The 19392-nt window shown below is 41.5% G+C and carries 17 protein-coding genes; 6 read left to right on the forward strand and 11 right to left on the reverse strand.

The window, feature by feature from the left end:
- The first annotated feature begins 238 nt into the window (after nucleotides 1-238).
- Entirely contained in the window at nucleotides 239-721 is a 483-nt protein-coding gene (slyD, locus tag AC0T5Z_RS08435) for a peptidylprolyl isomerase (protein ID WP_291334962.1), read from the forward strand.
- Between the two features lie 254 nt (nucleotides 722-975).
- Complete coding sequence (locus AC0T5Z_RS08440; protein ID WP_435337628.1) at nucleotides 976-2418, forward strand: cryptochrome/photolyase family protein; 1443 nt, start codon at nucleotides 976-978, stop codon at nucleotides 2416-2418.
- Nucleotides 2419-2497: 79 nt separating this feature from the next.
- Here AC0T5Z_RS08440 and yaaA read toward each other — a convergent pair whose 3' ends face one another.
- The 6 genes from yaaA to AC0T5Z_RS08470 form a co-directional block, all read right to left on the reverse strand.
- A complete protein-coding gene (gene yaaA / locus AC0T5Z_RS08445; RefSeq protein WP_435337629.1) occupies nucleotides 2498-3277 on the reverse strand; it encodes a peroxide stress protein YaaA in 780 nt (259 codons plus the stop codon).
- Between the two features lie 423 nt (nucleotides 3278-3700).
- Nucleotides 3701-4066, reverse strand: coding sequence for a hypothetical protein (locus AC0T5Z_RS08450; RefSeq protein ID WP_004972981.1), 366 nt, complete (start codon nucleotides 4064-4066; stop codon nucleotides 3701-3703).
- 135 nt (nucleotides 4067-4201) lie between these two features.
- Nucleotides 4202-6448 carry a bifunctional prephenate dehydrogenase/3-phosphoshikimate 1-carboxyvinyltransferase gene (locus tag AC0T5Z_RS08455; protein ID WP_180009065.1) on the reverse strand — a complete coding sequence of 749 codons (2247 nt, stop codon included), beginning with the start codon at nucleotides 6446-6448 and terminating at the stop codon, nucleotides 4202-4204.
- 3 nt (nucleotides 6449-6451) lie between these two features.
- Complete coding sequence (gene hisC / locus AC0T5Z_RS08460) at nucleotides 6452-7543, reverse strand: histidinol-phosphate transaminase (protein WP_435337630.1); 1092 nt, start codon at nucleotides 7541-7543, stop codon at nucleotides 6452-6454.
- 73 nt (nucleotides 7544-7616) lie between these two features.
- Nucleotides 7617-8726, reverse strand: a complete 1110-nt coding sequence (pheA, locus tag AC0T5Z_RS08465; protein ID WP_435337631.1) for a prephenate dehydratase — start codon at nucleotides 8724-8726, stop codon at nucleotides 7617-7619.
- 344 nt (nucleotides 8727-9070) lie between these two features.
- A complete protein-coding gene (locus AC0T5Z_RS08470) occupies nucleotides 9071-10213 on the reverse strand; it encodes an acyl-CoA dehydrogenase family protein (RefSeq protein ID WP_291334976.1) in 1143 nt (380 codons plus the stop codon).
- A gap of 249 nt (nucleotides 10214-10462) precedes the next feature.
- Here AC0T5Z_RS08470 and AC0T5Z_RS08475 point away from each other — a divergent pair, with 249 nt between their 5' ends.
- Nucleotides 10463-11473, forward strand: a complete 1011-nt coding sequence (locus AC0T5Z_RS08475; RefSeq protein ID WP_435337632.1) for a glycosyl transferase family protein — start codon at nucleotides 10463-10465, stop codon at nucleotides 11471-11473.
- A gap of 85 nt (nucleotides 11474-11558) precedes the next feature.
- Here the strand turns inward: AC0T5Z_RS08475 and AC0T5Z_RS08480 are convergent, their stop codons facing one another.
- Both AC0T5Z_RS08480 and AC0T5Z_RS08485 read right to left on the reverse strand, forming a co-directional pair.
- Nucleotides 11559-11828 (reverse strand): YeaC family protein, encoded by a 270-nt coding sequence (locus AC0T5Z_RS08480; RefSeq protein ID WP_291334980.1) that lies wholly within the window; start codon nucleotides 11826-11828, stop codon nucleotides 11559-11561.
- A complete protein-coding gene (locus tag AC0T5Z_RS08485; RefSeq protein WP_286416426.1) occupies nucleotides 11828-12745 on the reverse strand; it encodes an NAD(+) kinase in 918 nt (305 codons plus the stop codon). Before AC0T5Z_RS08485 ends, AC0T5Z_RS08480 begins: the two co-directional genes overlap by 1 nt.
- Nucleotides 12746-12924: 179 nt before the next feature.
- Here AC0T5Z_RS08485 and mrcB point away from each other — a divergent pair, with 179 nt between their 5' ends.
- Both mrcB and AC0T5Z_RS08495 read left to right on the forward strand, forming a co-directional pair.
- Nucleotides 12925-15318, forward strand: a complete 2394-nt coding sequence (gene mrcB, locus AC0T5Z_RS08490) for a penicillin-binding protein 1B (RefSeq protein WP_435337633.1) — start codon at nucleotides 12925-12927, stop codon at nucleotides 15316-15318.
- A gap of 81 nt (nucleotides 15319-15399) precedes the next feature.
- The gene (locus tag AC0T5Z_RS08495) at nucleotides 15400-15909 is read left to right on the forward strand and encodes a tetratricopeptide repeat protein (RefSeq protein WP_435337634.1); all 510 of its coding nucleotides are present in this window, start codon (nucleotides 15400-15402) and stop codon (nucleotides 15907-15909) included.
- A gap of 89 nt (nucleotides 15910-15998) precedes the next feature.
- Here AC0T5Z_RS08495 and AC0T5Z_RS08500 read toward each other — a convergent pair whose 3' ends face one another.
- Entirely contained in the window at nucleotides 15999-16661 is a 663-nt protein-coding gene (locus AC0T5Z_RS08500; RefSeq protein ID WP_152875444.1) for an IS1595 family transposase, read from the reverse strand.
- A gap of 64 nt (nucleotides 16662-16725) precedes the next feature.
- Complete coding sequence (locus tag AC0T5Z_RS08505) at nucleotides 16726-17625, reverse strand: thiamine phosphate synthase (RefSeq protein ID WP_291334986.1); 900 nt, start codon at nucleotides 17623-17625, stop codon at nucleotides 16726-16728.
- Nucleotides 17626-17763: 138 nt separating this feature from the next.
- On the opposite strand from AC0T5Z_RS08505, the gene hemP reads away from it, so the two are divergent.
- Nucleotides 17764-17934 carry a hemin uptake protein HemP gene (hemP, locus tag AC0T5Z_RS08510; protein ID WP_004972965.1) on the forward strand — a complete coding sequence of 57 codons (171 nt, stop codon included), beginning with the start codon at nucleotides 17764-17766 and terminating at the stop codon, nucleotides 17932-17934.
- A gap of 93 nt (nucleotides 17935-18027) precedes the next feature.
- On the opposite strand, the gene AC0T5Z_RS08515 is transcribed toward hemP, so the two are convergent.
- Nucleotides 18028-19377, reverse strand: coding sequence for a sensor histidine kinase (locus AC0T5Z_RS08515; protein ID WP_435337532.1), 1350 nt, complete (start codon nucleotides 19375-19377; stop codon nucleotides 18028-18030).
- Between the last annotated feature and the right edge of the window lie 15 nt (nucleotides 19378-19392).

Raw genomic sequence — 19392 nt, forward strand, 5'->3', positions numbered from 1 at the left:
TCCCATCTTTTTTATTGTCATCTACACATCATACAAAGGGCTTAAAATGAGCCTGCCATAAAATCTGCAAATTTATAGGTATGACGCATAAATTTGCATTGAAATTATAAAATTTGCCCCGATTAACTAAAAAATGTCATAAAAAACTCGGAAAAGTGAAGAATTTGCAGAAATGTCTATAACAAATTCCACATTTCACTTTATGATGTACCCTTAAAAAATTGAATGGATCAATAACATGACTGCTATTGCAAATGACCTCGTGGTTTCTTTCCACTACACATTGACTAACGCAGAGGGTGAAACTCTCGACAAATCTCAAGGTGAACCACTTGCCTATTTGCATGGTGCAGGTAACATCATCCCTGGTTTAGAAAAAGCGTTAGAAGGTAAAACAGTAGGCGAAAAATTTACTGTAAACGTACCTGCAGCTGAAGGTTATGGCGAATATAACCCTGACTTAGTACAAGAGGTTCCTACACAAATGTTTCAAGGTGTAGACAACATCCAAGCGGGCATGCAGTTCCAAGCGCAAACTGATGATGGCGTTCAAATCGTAACTGTAAAAGCAGTTGAAGGCGACAACGTAATTGTTGATGCAAACTTCCCACTTGCTGGTCAAGATTTAACGTTTGAAGTTGAAATCGTTGAAATCCGTGAAGCTTCTCAAGAAGAATTAGATCACGGTCACGTACACGGTGCGGGTGGTCATCACCACTAAGATCAGTATTGATCGAAGCAAAAGGCAAAGTATTTTTACTTTGCCTTTTTTTGTTTGCCATTCTAAAATCCAGGATAAGCACATTATTGAAATATCTTTACAGGCAGGCTATTGCGGAAAGATCCTTACAGGAAGAATCAACGCAGTGCATTGTCGTTTTCTTGATCAAATAACCCCCTCACATTTAAGACAAGCTACTCAGCCATGCTTATAATGAAGTCACTTTTCCAGCGATCAACGCAAGCATTCTTCCCATGCAAAGCTATAATTTAGTTTGGTTCCGACAAGATTTAAGAATTTCAGATCACACCGCGCTTTGGCATGCCAGCCAAGCAGGACCTTGTATTGGCGTGGTGATTCTTTCGCCTCAGCAATATCGTATGCATCACGATGCACCCATTAAAATTGACTTTTACTTGCGTCAATTAAATGCGCTAAAAGAAGAACTTGCAGAACTCAATATCCCACTGATTATTCAAATTACACCATCTTGGGCTGACATTGCACAAAAGTTGCTCCTACTGTGTCAAACATTAAAGGACACGCATCCAATTCAAAATATTTATGCCAATATTGAATTGGGAGTAAATGAACTGAAACGTGATCTGGATGTTCAACACACCTTGAACCAACATGGTCAGGACTTAATTTTGTACCATGACCGCACGCTTTTTCCTGTGGGTACGGTGCGCAATCAAAGTATGAAACCTTATCAGGTATTTAGCGCATTTAAAAAGTATGCCTATCAACAGTTGAGTATCAGTATTCCGCGCTGCTTTCCTCTGCCACAACCACAAACCTCTATTCAACTTCCCGAGCAATATATCTCCACAGTACCTAGCTTAAAGCACTTAGGTTTTAATCCGCTTCCAACCACACAACAAGATTTATGGGCAGTCACGGAACAACATGCACAGCAATTATTGGATGATTTTACACGCGAGCAAATGCATGATTATCAGCAACAGCGTGACTTTCCTGCGCTGTCTGGTACTAGCCAATTATCTGCGTATTTAAACTGTGGCATACTCTCCATTCGGCAATGTCTTGCAGCAGTTTTTGTCCATTCACAAGGGCATTTCCATCTTGTAAACATAGGGCAACAAACTTGGTTAGATGAATTACTTTGGCGTGAATTTTATCAACATATTTTGTTTGACTATCCCAAAGTTTCAAAGCACAGCCCTTTTAAAGATCAGACCGCACAAGTAGCGTGGCGCAATGATCCTGCAGGTTTAGCGGCATGGCAACACGGGAAAACAGGCATTCCCATTGTGGATGCGGGCATGCAACAACTCTTACAAACGGGCTGGATGCATAATCGGGTCAGAATGATTTGTGCAATGTTTCTGTGCAAAAACTTGTTGATTGATTGGCGCTTGGGCGAACAGTGGTTTATGCAACATTTAATTGATGGTGATTTGGCTGCCAATAACGGTGGCTGGCAATGGTGTGCCTCGACTGGCACAGATGCAGTGCCCTATTTTCGGATTTTCAACCCCGTGAGCCAATCGCAAAAGTTTGATCCCAATGGGGATTATATTCGCAGTTGGCTACCTGAACTGGCACATTTAGATGCCAAAAACATTCATGAACCGTATGCGAAACATCCACATCTAAAACTGGATTATCCCCACCCAATTGTGGATTTAAAACTCAGTCGTTTACGTGCCATTGAAGCCTTTAAACAGCTTTAAGAATACAAACAGGAAATTGGTCAGTCTCTCCCACCTGGCATTCGTTAGCATGATGGGAGATTACACGATTAAAGCAACTTTAGGCGACTTGCTCGTGACGTTTAAAGACCAATTCGCCTTGTAAAGAACTATCTGCATCGAAATAATAACCCTCACTATTGAAGGCTTTTAAGTCTTCTGCACGTTCCAATTTATTTTCGATGATGAAACGCGCCATCAAACCACGGGCTTTTTTAGCATAAAAACTGATGACTTTATACTTGCCATTTTTCTGATCTAAAAACACAGGTTTAATAATTTCAGCCTGAATTTTTGCTTCCTGCACCGACTTATAATATTCATCGGAAGCCAGATTGACCAATAATGCCGACTGGTTGTGTTTTAAATCTTGGTTAATTAAATTGGTGATGATATCGCCCCAAAAACGATACAAATTTTCACCGCGCGCATTATGCAACTTAGTGCCCATTTCCAAACGATACGGCATCATTAAATCTAAAGGACGCAATAAGCCATATAAACCAGAAAGCATACGCAAATGTTGTTGAGCAAATTCAATATCTGCAGCAGACAAACTATAAGCATCTAAGCCTGTATACACATCACCTTTAAAGGCAAACATGGCCTGACGTGCATTAGCAAGATCAAATTCTACTTGCCAGTCACGAAAACGCTCGACATTTAAATTGGCTATTTTTTCACTCACGCTCATTAAACTGGCAATTTCAGTGGCAGAAAGTTTACGCGCCACATCAATTAACTCTTGTGAATGTTCTAGTAATCTAGGTTTAGTATATTCATCGCTTGGTAATGCAGTTTCGTAATCTAAAGTCTTGGCTGGAGAAATTAAAGCGAGCATAAACCACCTAAATAAAAAATACTGCGCTCACTATAGCAGCAGCTTTCAACAAACTCCAATGCATGTTTTTGTTTCACCCTATCGGAAAAACACGTTGCGTTGTGTTTCCTGCCGATGATCTCTTAAATCAATCCAACATGGATGCTGAGGTGCTTTTATTTCAGCACATGCTTAAAAAACATTGAATGGTTCTGATTAGTCAAACGTATTTTTATTGTACTTGCAACTTTTCTCTAGGCAATAAAAACCCACTTAACTCTCCCAAATTAAGCGGGTTAAATAAAAATTATTTTGTTGTATTGTTCTTGCTGCTTAATATACGGTTGCGATGTGTCATTTAGATGACATTTCAATTAAAAAACGAATGATTTTGATTTAAAAATCATGTATAGATTTTAAACATCCAACACATATCGTCCTAGTTTAACCTTTCCACTCAAATTCACTAAAAGATTGGTCTTCTTTCAGAGTATTTTCTACCGCTTGCGCCAATTGATTTAATAAACTTTGCTCGGTAATTCGTTCTAGCCAGTCTTGTTCCTCATTTGGGTATGAAGTAATTTCACAAACAAGATGCCCATCTTCACCACGGCTTTGACAGTTTACTGCCAAAGGCAGCGCATGTTGATCTACACTTACAGCGACTTGTGCACCACTCTGCGGCAACGTTTGAAAGCCATAATGAGATAAGTTTTGTGAAAGTAAATTCGCCACATAATTCTGTGCCAGAGTGCAATCTTGTAACTCTTGTTTATTTTCACAATTCGCCATAAATTTTAATTTGCGCATGCTCGAACCCAAAGGCTTTTTTCTTGTATGGGTTTAGCATAAGCAATAAAACGCAAACAGCCAAGCAAAAGCTTGGCTGTTTCAGCATAAAGTCTAGGCTTTGCGATTTGTCATCGCAGCCCGTATCGTTTTGGCTTATTCTGTCACTTGAATATTCAGACCTGCCACACCTGCAAGCTCAGTAAAGGTAGGGAAACTTGTTGCTACTGTTTCTGTACCTACAATTTTAATTTCACCAGAAGTACGCAAGCCTGCCATAGAGAAACTCATGGCGATACGATGGTCATGATGTGATTCAATCTCGCCGCCTGTAAATATCGCTGACCAGTCGCCTGCTTTGCCTTTACCCTGAATGATGATGCCATCGTCAGTTGGTGTGCAGTCAATGCCCATGGTTTTTAAACCATCTGCCATCACTTGAATACGGTCTGATTCTTTTACGCGCAATTCTGCAGCACCTGTCAGTACAGTTTGACCTTCAGCACAAGCTGCAGCAATGAACAATGCAGGAAATTCATCAATCGCCAATGGCACTTGATCTTCAGGAACATGAATCCCTTTTAAAGTACGTGAACCACGAATACGAATATCTGCAATTGGTTCACCGCCTGCAATACGTTCATTTTCCACGCTCAGGTCTGCACCCATTTGTTTCAGAATTTCAATCACACCTGTACGGGTTGGGTTAATGCCCACCGCTTCTAAGGTTACATCTGAATTTTCTGTAATGGCTGCACCCACCATAAAGAACGCCGCAGATGAAATATCAGAAGGTACTTGAATATCTGCACCCACCAATTTACCGCCACCTTGCAATGAAATGCGATTACCTTCAGTTTTCACTTCATAACCAAATGCACGTAACATACGTTCGGTATGGTCACGCGTTGGTTCAGGCTCAGTCACTGAGGTTTCACCTTCTGCCCAAAGCCCTGCCAATAAAATACCCGATTTCACTTGTGCAGATGCCATTGGCAAATCATAGTGAATGCCTTTTAACGCTTGCGCACCTGTAATAGATACCGGCGGTGTGCCACGTTCACCCGTTGTTTGAATTTGTGCCCCCATTTCACGCAATGGTTTAGCAATACGCTCCATTGGACGCTTGGTCAGTGACGCATCACCTGTCATAACAGAATCAAACTGCTGTGCAGACAACATGCCTGCCAACAAACGCATAGATGTGCCTGAGTTACCCATATAAATTGGGCCTGCAGGTGCTTTTAAACCTTGCATACCTACGCCATAAATGGTGACCTCACCATTTTTAGGGCCTTCAATGCTCACACCCATATCACGGAATGCTTGCAAAGTCGCCAATGCATCCTCACCTTCAAGGAAACCTGTCACATGCGTAGTGCCTTCGGCAATTGCACCAAACATAATGGAACGATGTGACACAGATTTGTCACCCGGTACGGTAAATTTACCTTGGAAAGTCTTAGCACCCGGCAAAATCGTAAATTGTTGTGTCACGTTATTGTTCTCCATAAAAGGTTTCTTGGCGAGCATATGATTAAAATGCTGTCGTGCCGCTTGTGCATGTCCAAGCAAGCCCATTAAAGCATGCGAGTCTTCTTGTTCAATCAGTTGGCGAATAATCGCGAGTTGACTTTCAAAGCCATCCACCGCTTTTAACAATGCAGTTTTATTGGCAAAGAAAATGTCATGCCACATTTGTGGATCGCTAGCAGCAATACGTGAGAAGTCACGAAAGCCACCCGCAGCATAACGGAAAATGTCTAAATTATCTTCCCGATTTGCCAATTGTTCGACCAAATTAAAGGCCATTAAATGTGGAAGATGACTGGTATACGCCAATACCTCATCATGTTTTTCCACATCCATGCAAATTACTTCGGCTTTGGCGCTTTCCCACATTTGAATCAGTTTATTGACTGCCCACGGCGCACTGCTTGGCAATGGTGTCAAAATGACTTTGTGATTGGCAAATAAATCAACCTTGCCTGCATGCACGCCTGTATGCTCTGCCCCAGCAATTGGATGCCCGGGTACAAAACCTGCAGGTAAATGTTCTCCAAAAACCGCTTTGGCTGCAGCCACGACACTGCCTTTGGTGCTGCCTACATCGGTCAGAATTACATTATCTGCCAAATGTGGCTGAATTAATCGCAAGACTTTTTCTGTGGCTTGCACAGGTAGCGCCAACACCACTAAATCTGCGCCTTGTACCGCATCTACAGGATTGTTAAAGCCTTGTTCAATTAATCCTAATTCCAAAGCATCTTGCAGCGTTTTTTCAGAACGGGTCGATGCCACAATATGCCGACTTAAGTTTTCTGCCAGCATTACACGTGCCAAACTCGAGCCTATTAGCCCGAGTCCGATAAATGCAACTTTTTCAAACAATGGTTGCGCCATGTTTTATGCCTTCGCTTCCTTGCCCAATACTTTGGCTAATGCACGCAGGAACTTGGCATTTTCTGCTTCTGTGCCAATTGAAACACGTAAATGGGTCGTAATACCCACAGGACGTACAATTACACCTTCTTTCAATAAGGCATTAAAAGTTTGACCCGGATCGGCTTCTACATCTACCAAAATAAAGTTAGCACGTGAAGGCACATAATTCAGACCCAATGCTTTAAAGCCTGCTTCCAATTGCGCCATGCCTGCTTTGTTGGCAATACGTGATTTTTCGATAAAATCTTCGTCTTTTAATGCCGCAACCGCAGCCACCATTGCCAAGTGATTGACGTTAAATGGTTGACGAATACGGTTTAAATAATCGGTCACTTCTGCAGAAGCTAAAGCAAAACCAACGCGCAGCGCCGCCAAACCATAGCACTTAGATAAAGTACGGCTCACGATTAAGTTTGGATATTGCTCAAGGAATTTAAGGCTATTGAAGTTCTCTGGAAAATATTCCACATAGGCTTCATCTAATACCACAATCACCCGTGCAGGAACTTTTTGCATAAAGGCTTCAAATTCAGCCTCTTCAAACCATGTGCCTGTTGGGTTATTTGGGTTGGCAATAAAGATTAACTTGGTGTTGTCTTGAATTGCTGCCGCCATAGCATCCAAGTCATGTGAAAAACCTTTGGCAGGCACTTCAATCGCTTGAGCATTAATCGCTTGCGTCACCAAAGCATATACTGCAAAGGCGTGTTGGCTATACAACACCGAATCTTGGTCTGAAACGAATGTACGCGCAAACATTTCTAGCAAATCGTTTGAACCATTGCCCAAAGTAATACGATCGTGTGCAAAGCCAAATTGTTTGTGAATTTGGTCTTTTAGAATAAAACCACCACCATCTGGATAACGACCAATTTCAGCAATTGCTGCTGTAACGGCTTCTTTGACTTTGTCTGAACAGCCCAATGGGTTTTCATTTGAAGCAAGTTTGACGATATCTGTAATGCCCAACTCACGCTCAAGTTCACTGATTGGTTTACCTGGTTGATAAGGCTTTAACTTCGAGATGCCTTCATTGGCTGGGACAATCGACATTTTACACTTCCAGTTGAATAGGTGGTGAATGTGGTGCGCATGACAAACATGCGCACCACTGAATTAAATATGGTTATAACACGGCAGCAGGATAAGAACCCAAGACACGAATTTCTTTCACTAATGGACGGATTTCTTCAATCGCTGCACGGACATTGTCTTGCTCGACATGCCCTTCTAGGTCAATAAAGAATACATAGGCCCATTTTTCTGGCAAGGCAGGACGCGTTTCAATACTGGTCAAGCTAATATTATGCTTCGCAAATGGTGCAAGAATTTCGAGCAGCGCCCCTGCACGGTCATGTGCAGATATCAACAATGAAGTTTTGTCGTTGCCACTTGGTGGAACTTTCTCACGACCAATCACCAAGAAACGCGTAGTGTTTTCTGGGTTATCTTCAATATTGCTATGTAAAATTTCGAGTTCGTAAATATTGGCCGCTATTTCAGAGGCAATTGCAGCAGAATGCCATTCATTACGAATACGGCGTGCTGCTTCTGCGTTTGAGCTGAGTGCTACACGCTCCACCCCTGGATAATGCACATCTAACCATTTACGGCATTGTGCCAAAGTTTGCTGATGCGCATAAATTTGTTTAATGCTGTCTTTACGGGTATTTTCAGACACAAGAAATTGGTGATGAATACGCAACTCCACTTCACCAATCACATTTAATGGCGATGATTTAAAACAATCTAAAGTATGGTTCACCACACCTTCAGATGAGTTTTCGACAGGCACTAAACCATAGTTCGCACTGCCAGCTTCCACATCACGGAATACTTCATCAATTGTAGGCAATGGACGTACAATCGCATCTTGACCAAAATGTTTAAGCACTGCGGAATGCGTATAAGTACCAATTGGCCCTAAAAACGCAATACTTTGTGGCGCTTCAAGTGCCAAACATGCCGACATAATTTCACGAAATAAACGTGCCATGGTCACATCGGACAACGGACCTTCGTTGCGTTCCATAACATTACGTAAAACTTGCGCTTCACGTTCAGGACGGTAAAACAACGGGCTCTCTTCTGCTGCAAATTTTGCTTTCGCCACCGCTTCAGCAAGTTGTGCTCGACGGTTAATCAGCTGCTGAATCTGTTGATCTACAGAGTCAATATCTTCACGGATTTTAGCGAGATCAAGAGAAGTCGTTGTGTTCTGATCGTCTTGGATCATTGTTATGTCGCCCTTCATAAACATTTTGCAAATAGTATAACAATAGTTAGCTTTCAAATGTTGCGCAATACAACTTTCAGTGTTTCAGATGTAAAAACATACAGTTGAGCAAAGCATCCTCAATCTATACATTGAAGCCGCAACTTTGCACAATGTAACGCTTAATACTGTGCAACTATACTTTTCTTTTTTGCATCTCTAATTCTATGCGGTGTAATTTTTAAGTGTAATTATCAATCAGCTCATTGTTTTAAGCCTGATCAAACTCATAAAAAAGAGCCAGCACGGGGCTGACTCTGGTGATCATCGTTGATCTTTACTCAATTAGACTTTGAAGCATTGTTTTAACGCCCCAATAAACCACGCGCGACAATTTCTTTCATAATTTCATTTGTTCCGCCGTAAATCTGTTGGATTCGCGCATCGACAAAGAAACGAGAAATTGGATATTCCGTCATATAGCCATAACCGCCAAACAGTTGCAGCAATTGATCGGCAATTTTCATTTGCATATCGGTTGCAAAGCTTTTTAGGGCGGCTGCAGTTTCTACGTCCAGTTTGCCCTGCATATACAATTCGACGTTTTGATTATAAAAAGCAGCGGTTGCCAATTCATCAATTTTTGCCTGTGCTAATACAAAACGGGTATTCTGGAACTGACCAATCGCCTGTCCAAAAGCCTGACGCTCTTGTACATATTGCGTAGTCACATCAATCGAGCCGCGAATTGCTCCTAATGCCGTGGCAGCAATGGCAGTACGTTCACGGGGCAATTCCTGCATTAAATAGGCAAAACCTTGCCCTGCCTGACCCAACAATTGATTTTTCGGCACTTTGACATTGTCAAAGAATAGCTCTGACGTATCTTGTGAATGCAAACCAATTTTTTCCAAATTGGTGCCTTTTTTAAAGCCGTCCAAATGCGTATCGACCAACATAAGCGATACGCCTTTGGCACGTGCTTGTGGATCAGTTTTTACTGCCAAAACCACCAAGTCTGCATGCTGACCATTGGAAATAAAGGTTTTAGAGCCATTTAAAACATAATGATCTTCTTGCAAAATGGCATTGGTCCGCATGGCCTGCAAGTCTGAACCCGCACCTGGCTCGGTCATGCCAATTGCACCGACCACTTCACCCGACACCATTTTAGGCAGCCAGTATTGTTTTTGTTCTTCTGTACCAATGTGCAAAATGTACGGCGCAGCAATTTCAGAGTGGCAGGAAATACCTGTAGACAGTGCACTATAACCAGCACGTGCCGATTCTTCGACCAACATTAAAGAATAATGTGTTGGAACACCATAGCCACCATATTCTTCAGGCACATCAATACATAAAAAACCATTTTCACCGAGCAAATTCCAGACACTGCGCGGCATGATACCTTCGCGTTCCCACGTCGCATAATGCGGTGCAATATGTTCCTGCATAAAACGTCGAAAGTTATCTCTAAATAATTCTAAATCAGCATCATAAGCCAGCATATCCAATCCTTTATGTTTTCAATTGTTGTTTTCAACAATATCCATGCTATGCATTTTTATAATGGCTGTCATGTGTTATCTCTACACTGTGTCTTACTTTAGAGTCAACTTTAGTTGTCATTTCAGCTATGCACTGAAACTTGTGGCAGCGTGTATAAACTGAAGCCGTGAATGATGCTGCAAACTATTGCCAAAGTTTATACACTAGTACACCAATGAAATTAAAATTGATAACGTGTGAACTCGCTTATGCCAAATACAAACCCCAATAAAAGAAATATTTATAAAGATGCTGAACATCCTTTTGCACAATTTATCCGTATTATTGGCAAAGGCAAAACAGGCGCGCGCTCACTGACCTATGATGAAGCCTATCAAGCTTTTTCTATGATTTTGCGCAATGAAGTGTTGGATGTACAAGTGGGCGCTTTTTTAATGCTGCTGCGCGTAAAGGAAGAATCTGTAGCAGAATTGGCGGGTTTTGTGCAAGCCACCCGTGATCAACTGCAATTTAAACCGCTTCAAGTCGATTTAGACTGGTCATCTTATGCAGGTAAACGCAGACATTATCCCTGGTTTTTATTGGCAGCGCTGACTTTAGCAAAACATGGTTATAAAGTGGTGATGCATGGTGCTTCTGGGCATACGATCAACCGTTTATATACCGAACAAGCGCTGCAATATTTAGATTATCCAATTTGTCATAATGACTTAGACGTTGAGCAGCACTTGGTGCAGCGTAATTTCGCTTATTTACCATTGGAGGTTATGTCACCCATTTTGAGTGAGTTGATTAATTTACGCAATGTGATGGGTTTACGCTCTCCCATTCATACCCTTGCCCGTTTAATCAATCCATTTGATGCCAAAGCCACCATGCAGGCAATTTTTCACCCTGCCTATCGCAGCTCACATCAACAAGCCGCATTTCAGTTAGGTTATCAAAACAGTGCGGTGATTAAAGGCGAAGGTGGTGAATTTGAGCGCAATCCCGATGCCAAAACTTTAATTTGTGGCATCAAAAATGGCGCTTTATATGAACATGAACTACCTAAACTGACCGATAATCGTAGCCCTGTAGAAGAAGAACTGGATTTGGCCGTGTTTAAAGCCGTCTGGTTAGGTCAGCAAACGCATGAATATGGTGAAGTTGCCATTACCGAAACCATGGGCATTGCTTTATATACCATGGGCGTTTGTGATGATTATGCAGCAGCAATCCAAAACGCTCAGCAGCTTTGGCAAAATCGTCACAACTAAAACTTATTGAAGACACAAAAAAAGACACCAATCTCAGGTGTCTTTTTTTATCTTTCAACCTTTTCTGAAAGCAGTGGTTTATCATTTAAACAAAGCGAATTGGTTTAAATTCTTCATGCTTGTGATGATCGTCATCACACTGCTCGCCTTCATCTTTAGTACCACGGTCAATGTAGCCACTGCGTTCAGTTTCAGGCAGGTTTTTCATTTCCCACGCATATACTGCTTGCATGCAAATTTGACGTTGCTCTTGGGTCAGCGCAACACCGTTTGGCCACTTGCCAATTTCTATTGCCGTTTTTAAACGTCCAACAATTTCAGGATCGAGTACGGCAAGCATTTGTTCAATATTCATCATTCATCCTGCTGTTGCATTGATTCAAAATCTTGATTCCACCCTAACTTGGTACGACATGCCATATAGAAGTCATAACCTGGTGGATGTAATAAGTTTAATTTATAAGGATGTTTGCGGATATGCAAACTATCTCCAACATTTAATGAAACACTATGTTGACCATCGGCACTGACCATTGGCAACACTCGATTTTCACGAATTTGGATTTTAATTTCGCTGTGTCCACCCACCACAATTGGGCGTGAAGACAAGGTATGTGGATGCATAGGTACCAATGCAATTGCATCCATGCTGGGATGTACAATTGGCCCACCACCCGACAAAGCATAAGCCGTTGAACCTGTTGGGGTCGAAACGATTAAACCATCACTGTGCTGACGATAGACATATTGCCCATCAATATTCAGTTCAAAGTCAATCATGTGAACCGACTTACCCGAATGTAGTACCACATCATTTAGTGCAATTGCTTCATAAATGATTTCGCCTTTAGAACGCACTTCCATTTCAAGTAAAAAACGACGGTCAGACTGGAAATGCCCTTGTAAAACCTGATCAAGTTTAAAAATGACTTCTGTCGGTTTAATATCGGTTAGAAAGCCTAAACGCCCACGGTTCACACCAATCACAGGAGTATTGTATTTGACCAAGGCGCGCGCTGCATGCAGCAAAGAACCATCACCACCCACCACAATCACTAAATCGACCACTTCACCTAATAAAGCACGGCTAACTGTTTGGGTATTGTTATAAGGTACAAGCTGAGCAGTGTCAGAATCAAAAACGGGATGCAAACCCAATCCTAAAATATGGTCGTGAATCAGACATAATGTTTCTACGACAGAATATTTGTCTGGACGCCCAATCAGTCCAATGTTCCGAAAGTTCTTATGTGAAATTTGCACCTGCGATATCGCTCCGCTACGATTCGACGCCTATCATAGCACTAAGCTAGTTGATTTAAGAAAACTTTAAAACTACATTTCTACTCAATTTTATGATGATATTTTCCCTTCAGTCACAGATTAATTATTGCAAATTCAGCAAAAGCTTCGCATGATTAGCAAAATTTATCAGGATCTTATCGCGATATATGAAGTCTGAGCGTGGCATAGGTATAATTGCATTACTATTTTGCATCATCGTTATTGGTGGGTTTATTGCATTTAGTATCTACTTGATTCGTCTGGATAATATTGTCAGAGACAAATTTGAAGGACAGCGTTGGGATATTCCAGCCAAGGTTTTTGCACGCCCATTAGAAGTGTATAGTAATGCACCTGTCAGCCAGACAGACTTTACTCAAGAACTAAAACTGCTTGGCTACAAAAATACAGATAACTATGCTAAATCAGGCAGTTATGTTAGCGATGGCAATACTTTATTTGTACATACTCGTGGTTTTGACTTTGGCGACAGTGTTGAACCTGAACAGGTTTTAAAAGTCAGTTTTGCCAATAATCAAATTAGTGAAGTGAGTGCCACCAAACCTTCTAATACGGGTATCGCACGTTTAGAACCCATGTTGATTGGCGGGATTTATCCGCAGCACAATGAAGATCGAGTACTGATTAAACTGAATAAAGTACCTAAACCACTGATTGAAGCCCTCATCGCTACCGAAGATCGTAATTTCTATCAACACTACGGCGTTTCAATTCGTGGTACTGCACGTGCAATTGTCAGCAACGTCACTGGTGGCAAACGCCAAGGCGGTTCCACTCTTACCCAACAATTGGTGAAAAACTTTTATTTAAGTCCAGAACGCACTTTAAAACGCAAAGCCAATGAGGCGCTCATGGCTATGCTGATTGAGCTACATTACAACAAAGATGAAATTTTAGAAGCCTATTTAAATGAAGTAAATTTAGGACAAAACGGTAACTATTCTATTAATGGTTATGGTTTGGCTTCACAGTTTTATTTTGGTATGCCGTTGCGTGAACTCAACATTGCACAGCAAGCCTTTTTAGTGGGTTTGGTACAAGGCCCATCATTATATAATCCTTGGCGCAACCCAGAAGCTGCCAAAAAACGCCGTAACATTGTGCTAAACAATATGTTAGTGATGGGTTACTTAAACCAAGAACAATATGAAAAAGAAACCGCACGCCCTTTAAATGTCATTGCAAAACCAACCCTCGGTCCTGCCCGCTTCCCCGACTTTTTAGATATTGTCCGCCGTCAATTACGTACTGAATATCAAGAAGGAGATTTGACCAATCAGGGTTTGCGTATCTTCACGACGCTTGATCCTATTGCGCAAACCAACGTACAAAATGCCTTTAAAGCATCAGTTGAGCGTTTAACCAAAGCCAATCCAAAGCGCTTAAAAGATTTACAGGGTGCGGTGCTAATTTCTCATCCTGAAAATGGCGAGTTAGTGGCAGCGGTGGGTTCTACGCAAGATTTTACCGGCTTTAACCGTGCCTTGGATGCCAAACGTCAAGTTGGCTCGCTGCTGAAACCAATTATTTATTTAACTGCGATTGAGTCTGGTCGATATAACTGGGCAAGTCCTGTAGAAGACAGTCAGATCAGCATCCCGATTGATGGTAAATCATGGACACCACGTAATTACAGTGGCATCGATCATGGGGTTGTGCCTATGTTGCAAGCTCTGTCTCAGTCTTATAACTTGTCTGCAGTTCGTTTAGGACAGGAATTTGGACTATCGACCTTCCGTAACCATCTCATTAAATTTGGTATCCCGAGTGATGCCATTCCACAGTATCCGTCTATTTTCTTGGGTGCAGTAGATTTATCGCCTATGCAGGTGATGGATATTTATGGCAACTTTGCCACGGGTGGTTTTAAATATCCGACCAAAGCGATTCGTACAGTGGTCGATGCTAATGGACGTTTACTTGACCGTTATGGTTTAACAGTACAACAAACCATCGATCCTTCTGCCGCCTATATTTTGAATTATGGTTTACAGCAAGTCATGACTTCTGGTACAGGTCGCGCAGCATATAATAGCCTATCGAGAGATTTAAAATTGGCAGGCAAATCAGGTACCACCAATGATACCCGTGATTCATGGTTTGCAGGCTATTCGGGCAATTATTTAGCCGTAGTTTGGCTTGGTTTAGATGATAACAAAGTCACAGGCTTAACAGGCTCGTCTGGTGCTTTGCCTGTGTGGAGCAATGTGATGCAGCAATTGCGTCAAAAACCTGTCAATTTACGTCAGACTGAACAAATTCAATGGCATTGGATTGACCGCAATTCAGGGCATTTATCGGCGCAAGGCTGTGAAGGTGCGATGTACATTCCTGTGAATCGTAATAATGTACCGCGTCAGGCAACCGCATGTGGTTTTTCACACTATCAGGTTGAACCCGTTTACCAGCCCGATACCGAAACTCAGCAGGCAACACCTGAGACCAGTGATAGTATCGAAAATTATATCCGTGAAACTGAACCTGTAACAGACGACAACACCGACGGTCGTATCATCTCAAGCGGCAGTTATATCAATTAATCTTGAGGATATCAGTCAGTTAGGCTTATGAAATTATCTCAAATAAGACAAGTTTTTTTCACCACTTTCGCAGTGGGCGCGATGGCAACAATTGTAGCTTGCCAAAGTTTACCCGAAGCGCCTGCACCTCAGCCTGTGCCTGAAAAACCTAAAACTGTGACGACACCAGAAGGTGTGGTGATTCGTCCTTATGAACGTGAAGAAATTAAGCGTCAATCGTTGCAAGTGGTGGTGCCGCAACAAATCGTGCAACAAAAATTAGAAGATGGTCGTCGTTTGCCTGCTTTTCAAAAGTTGATGCAGCAAACTCAGACCGCGTATAAACAAGGCCAATTCAATCAGGCCGAAACTGCGGCTTTACAAGCGCAGCGACTTGCCCCGCAAGCGTCTGAAACCTATTTATATTTGGCTTTAATTGCCAACCAAAAGAAACAACCTGCCAATGCCGAAGCTTTGGCACGTCGCGGTTTAAGCTATGCACAAAGCAATGCCATGAAACGTCAATTGTGGTTGGTGATTCAAAAAGCAGCACAGCAACAAAATAATGCCAAAAGCCTTACGCAGGCTCAACAGGCTTTGAAAGATTTGTAAGGATGATAATTTAATACACTAAAAATCGCTGAGTTTGATTACATCCGCGATTTTTTTTAGGCTCTAGACTAGCAGATTTGCACTTAGTTTTACCTAATGAGGTCCCACAACTCTGTTGCTAGCTCATTAGGCTCCCTCATCCAACGCCATTCTGTTTCTTTAAGATGATAATCAAAATACTCTTTTGATATACCGTTGAACTTTGCTAGCCTTCTTTTACAAAAGCTCCAGAATGATTCTATTCCATTTATATGACATTGTCCTCTGGCAAATTCATTCGCTCCATGATTTACTCTAAAATGCTTTGAGTAACCAACATCTACCAAACCATTGTATCCACGCCAACCATCACTATAAATTACACTTTCAAGTGCAACTTTACCTAAGATAACTTGTTGTAATGTAGTCTTTTTACAATCAGGGACTATTTCTGTATAAACTCGACCATTCCTTTCAAATATTCCAAATACAGGTTGTTTTAAAGTACCTCGACCTCGCTTCAATTTCCCATGAAAACCACGTTGTCTTTTTGCTCCAAAATAGCTCTCATCAACTTCAATAGAACCTACAAACTTTGCTCTTAAATCTGTTTGATGATCGTAGATTGCTTCTCTAAAAAGCATGTACCAATAGTTGATGGTATTACGGTTCAAGTTAAGCAATAAGGCTGTTTTAGAAGCAGGAATATCAATGCAAAAGCACTGAATAATTTTTTTAATCTTATAGTGACTTAATTTACTGTTTTCTATCATGATTCTAGACTAACATATCTATTCTGCTAGTCTAGAGCCTTTTTTATTTGTGCAGACTAAAAAATCAAATAAAGCGCACGCCTGCAATACCATAGGCATGATGCTGCTCTGCAGTAGCAAAATCATGCTGAGTTAAGCCACCTAAAGCAAACACAGGAATATCGACAAATTCAGCGATCTGCTGGAATTTTTCCCATCCCAAAGGTGTGGCATCCTGATGCGTGGTGGTTGCTAAAACAGGGCTGAGTAAAATTGCTTCACAACCAATTTGCTGTGCATGTTGTGCCGAAACAATGTCATGACACGCTGCAATATAACGCTGCCCGACTTTTAAATCGCCCTTTTGTAATTGCATCAGTTGTGATTGTTTCAAATGAATTGCTGCAATGGCATGTTGTTGAATCGTATTTAATTGCTTCCACAATTCCCAATTGACAATCACTTGTCCCAGTTGCTCAATACAATATTCTGACAATTCAACCTTGCAGGCAGCGTTGGGTTCAACCCGCCAATACAGCAGTTTTTGCTTAGGCAAATTTGCCAAATATTTTAAATCATCACTAACTTTAATTGCCTGTTGCCACGCCAGTCGTTGCACAATTCCACGATTGGCTTGCGGAAAATTCAGTTCTAAAAGTTGCGGGCGGCTAAACCACGTCCAAGGCAGTTGAATATCTTTTAATAAAGCCGCAGGTACAGCAGCCTGAAAAATATGCAGATTGACAATCACATCATCATATTCATGACAAATGATATCAAAGGCATGCCACTGCTGTATGCCAATACCAACTTCTTCAAACACTTCGCGTCGGCATGCATCTGCAGGGGGTTCACCTACTTCCACTTTTCCACCTGGAAATTCGTGCTTATTACCTTGATGTTGTTTGGCTTCGCGCCACCCCACTAACACTTTGTTTTGATGAAATAACAACGCAATCGCCACATGAATATTTGGCTTAGACATGAACCCGATTCCTTTTTTTGCAATGTACGTTTTACTGCAAATTGTAGACTTTTATAAAATCAACAATAATTCGTTGACAGGATTACATGATAATGATTATCATTTAAAACAATTCTTACACACCACGGAGTAACAAAAATGAACGCCCCATTTAACCTATTTTCACGTCATTCAGACACTCAGCATGCCCTACCTATGTTACATTCAAATAACTTGTTTGCGCTAGGACGCGAAATTCGTATTTTGCATGCAGGTGAAGAATATCGTTTACGCTTAACCCGTAACAATCGCCTTATTCTTACAAAATAATCAAAACAATCAATACAATAAAATACGTGGAAACAGCAGTATGAATCAGCGCATACTGCTTTTAAGTTCTGACTTGTTCAATTTTAACTTGCTTTACAACTGAGCTATAGGCAACAAAATGCTCACTTTTAAACCACCTTGTTCAGCACGTGAAAATTCAATCTTTCCTGCATGCAACTCTATAATTTTCTTACAAATCGACAGTCCTAAACCAGAACCTTGAGTTTTACTGCCCAAAGCACGGTAAAAGCGTTCGCCCAATCGTGCCAAAACTTCATCAGTCACCGCTTGACCATTATCGGCGATACAAATTTCCTGCATCAATTCATATGGTTTTGCTTCAATCCAAATACGTCCTTGAGGTGCTGTATAACGCACTGCATTGTCAATCAAATTACGCAGGCAGCTAAATAGCAATTCAGGATTGCCCTGCACTTGTATTTCTTGCACATCTAGATGAATCTGAATGGATTTTTCCTGAATAAATGGCGTCAGACTTTGTAAAACTTCCTGTACCAAGTCTGCAATAGATACCGTACTCTTATTTAACGATACAGCATCGGTCGGGTCTAAACGTGCCAATAACAACAAATTTTCTAATACTTGTGTACCACGGCTGACATCACGCTGAATTTGCTCTAAATCTTGAGCTAATTCAGGTTGATGTTGATATTTACGTTTTAACACCTGCAAACGCAGTTGAATGGCAGATAAAGGTGAACGTAATTCATGCGAAGCATCTGCAGTAAATCGCTGTTCTGCAATTAAAGACTGCTCTACCCGCCCCAACAATTTATTCAATTGCTGCAGCATCGGTTGCAGTTCTTTCAATTCAGGTTGTGTGGGGATAATTGGTGTCAAATCATGTTGATTTTTTTCTGCAATTTGTTGGGAGAGTTGCTGAATCCGCTTAAATTGACGACCAATCATAAAATGCACTATTGCCCATTGCAGCAACCACAGCAGCAATAAAATAGCGGCATAACCTAAACTGGTTGCAGCAATTTCCTTAAAGCGATATTTAAGCGGTTGTACAACTATTACATGCAAGCCATCTTCCTCTGCCACATAGTTACGCCAAATTTGCCCAGCTTGCCAATGAAATGAAAAACCATGCTCAGATGCCACGGCAACCTGAGGCAAGTGAAGCGGAGGTATGTCTTGTTCATCTTCAGAGGTGGTCAGAATCAGATCATCCAAACCCAATTGATAAGCAATATGAAATTGCTCGCTCAACTCATCGACCTGATTACCGGCATGGTCGCGCAAGTCTGCTCGCAGCAACATATCGGCTATTTCATCCATAATCTCGTCATGGACTTGCATGGTTTGGTAACTGGCAACCGCCAATAATAAAATCAGAGCGAAGCCACCCGCCAAGACCGAGCTTAAAACGGAGCTTTTAACCAGTTTGGATTGTAAAGAAATGACCTGTTTAGACATGCTAAGATCAAACTG

The organism is Acinetobacter pengchengensis (assembly GCF_982235305.1).

What these genes read in the sequence shown, in the direction of transcription:
- AC0T5Z_RS08475 (WP_435337632.1), top strand. Translation starts at nt 10,463, where the DNA reads ATGCCAAATACAAACCCCAATAAAAGAAATATTTATAAAGATGCTGAA.
- AC0T5Z_RS08440 (WP_435337628.1), top strand. Translation starts at nt 976, where the DNA reads ATGCAAAGCTATAATTTAGTTTGGTTCCGACAAGATTTAAGAATTTCA.
- AC0T5Z_RS08470 (WP_291334976.1), bottom strand. Translation starts at nt 10,213, where the DNA reads ATGCTGGCTTATGATGCTGATTTAGAATTATTTAGAGATAACTTTCGA.
- AC0T5Z_RS08500 (WP_152875444.1), bottom strand. Translation starts at nt 16,661, where the DNA reads ATGATAGAAAACAGTAAATTAAGTCACTATAAGATTAAAAAAATTATT.
- AC0T5Z_RS08480 (WP_291334980.1), bottom strand. Translation starts at nt 11,828, where the DNA reads ATGAATATTGAACAAATGCTTGCCGTACTCGATCCTGAAATTGTTGGA.
- yaaA (WP_435337629.1), bottom strand. Translation starts at nt 3,277, where the DNA reads ATGCTCGCTTTAATTTCTCCAGCCAAGACTTTAGATTACGAAACTGCA.
- mrcB (WP_435337633.1), top strand. Translation starts at nt 12,925, where the DNA reads ATGAAGTCTGAGCGTGGCATAGGTATAATTGCATTACTATTTTGCATC.
- AC0T5Z_RS08455 (WP_180009065.1), bottom strand. Translation starts at nt 6,448, where the DNA reads ATGGCGCAACCATTGTTTGAAAAAGTTGCATTTATCGGACTCGGGCTA.
- AC0T5Z_RS08495 (WP_435337634.1), top strand. Translation starts at nt 15,400, where the DNA reads ATGGCAACAATTGTAGCTTGCCAAAGTTTACCCGAAGCGCCTGCACCT.
- pheA (WP_435337631.1), bottom strand. Translation starts at nt 8,726, where the DNA reads ATGATCCAAGACGATCAGAACACAACGACTTCTCTTGATCTCGCTAAA.
- AC0T5Z_RS08515 (WP_435337532.1), bottom strand. Translation starts at nt 19,377, where the DNA reads ATGTCTAAACAGGTCATTTCTTTACAATCCAAACTGGTTAAAAGCTCC.
- AC0T5Z_RS08450 (WP_004972981.1), bottom strand. Translation starts at nt 4,066, where the DNA reads ATGCGCAAATTAAAATTTATGGCGAATTGTGAAAATAAACAAGAGTTA.
- hemP (WP_004972965.1), top strand. Translation starts at nt 17,764, where the DNA reads ATGAACGCCCCATTTAACCTATTTTCACGTCATTCAGACACTCAGCAT.
- hisC (WP_435337630.1), bottom strand. Translation starts at nt 7,543, where the DNA reads ATGTCGATTGTCCCAGCCAATGAAGGCATCTCGAAGTTAAAGCCTTAT.
- slyD (WP_291334962.1), top strand. Translation starts at nt 239, where the DNA reads ATGACTGCTATTGCAAATGACCTCGTGGTTTCTTTCCACTACACATTG.
- AC0T5Z_RS08505 (WP_291334986.1), bottom strand. Translation starts at nt 17,625, where the DNA reads ATGTCTAAGCCAAATATTCATGTGGCGATTGCGTTGTTATTTCATCAA.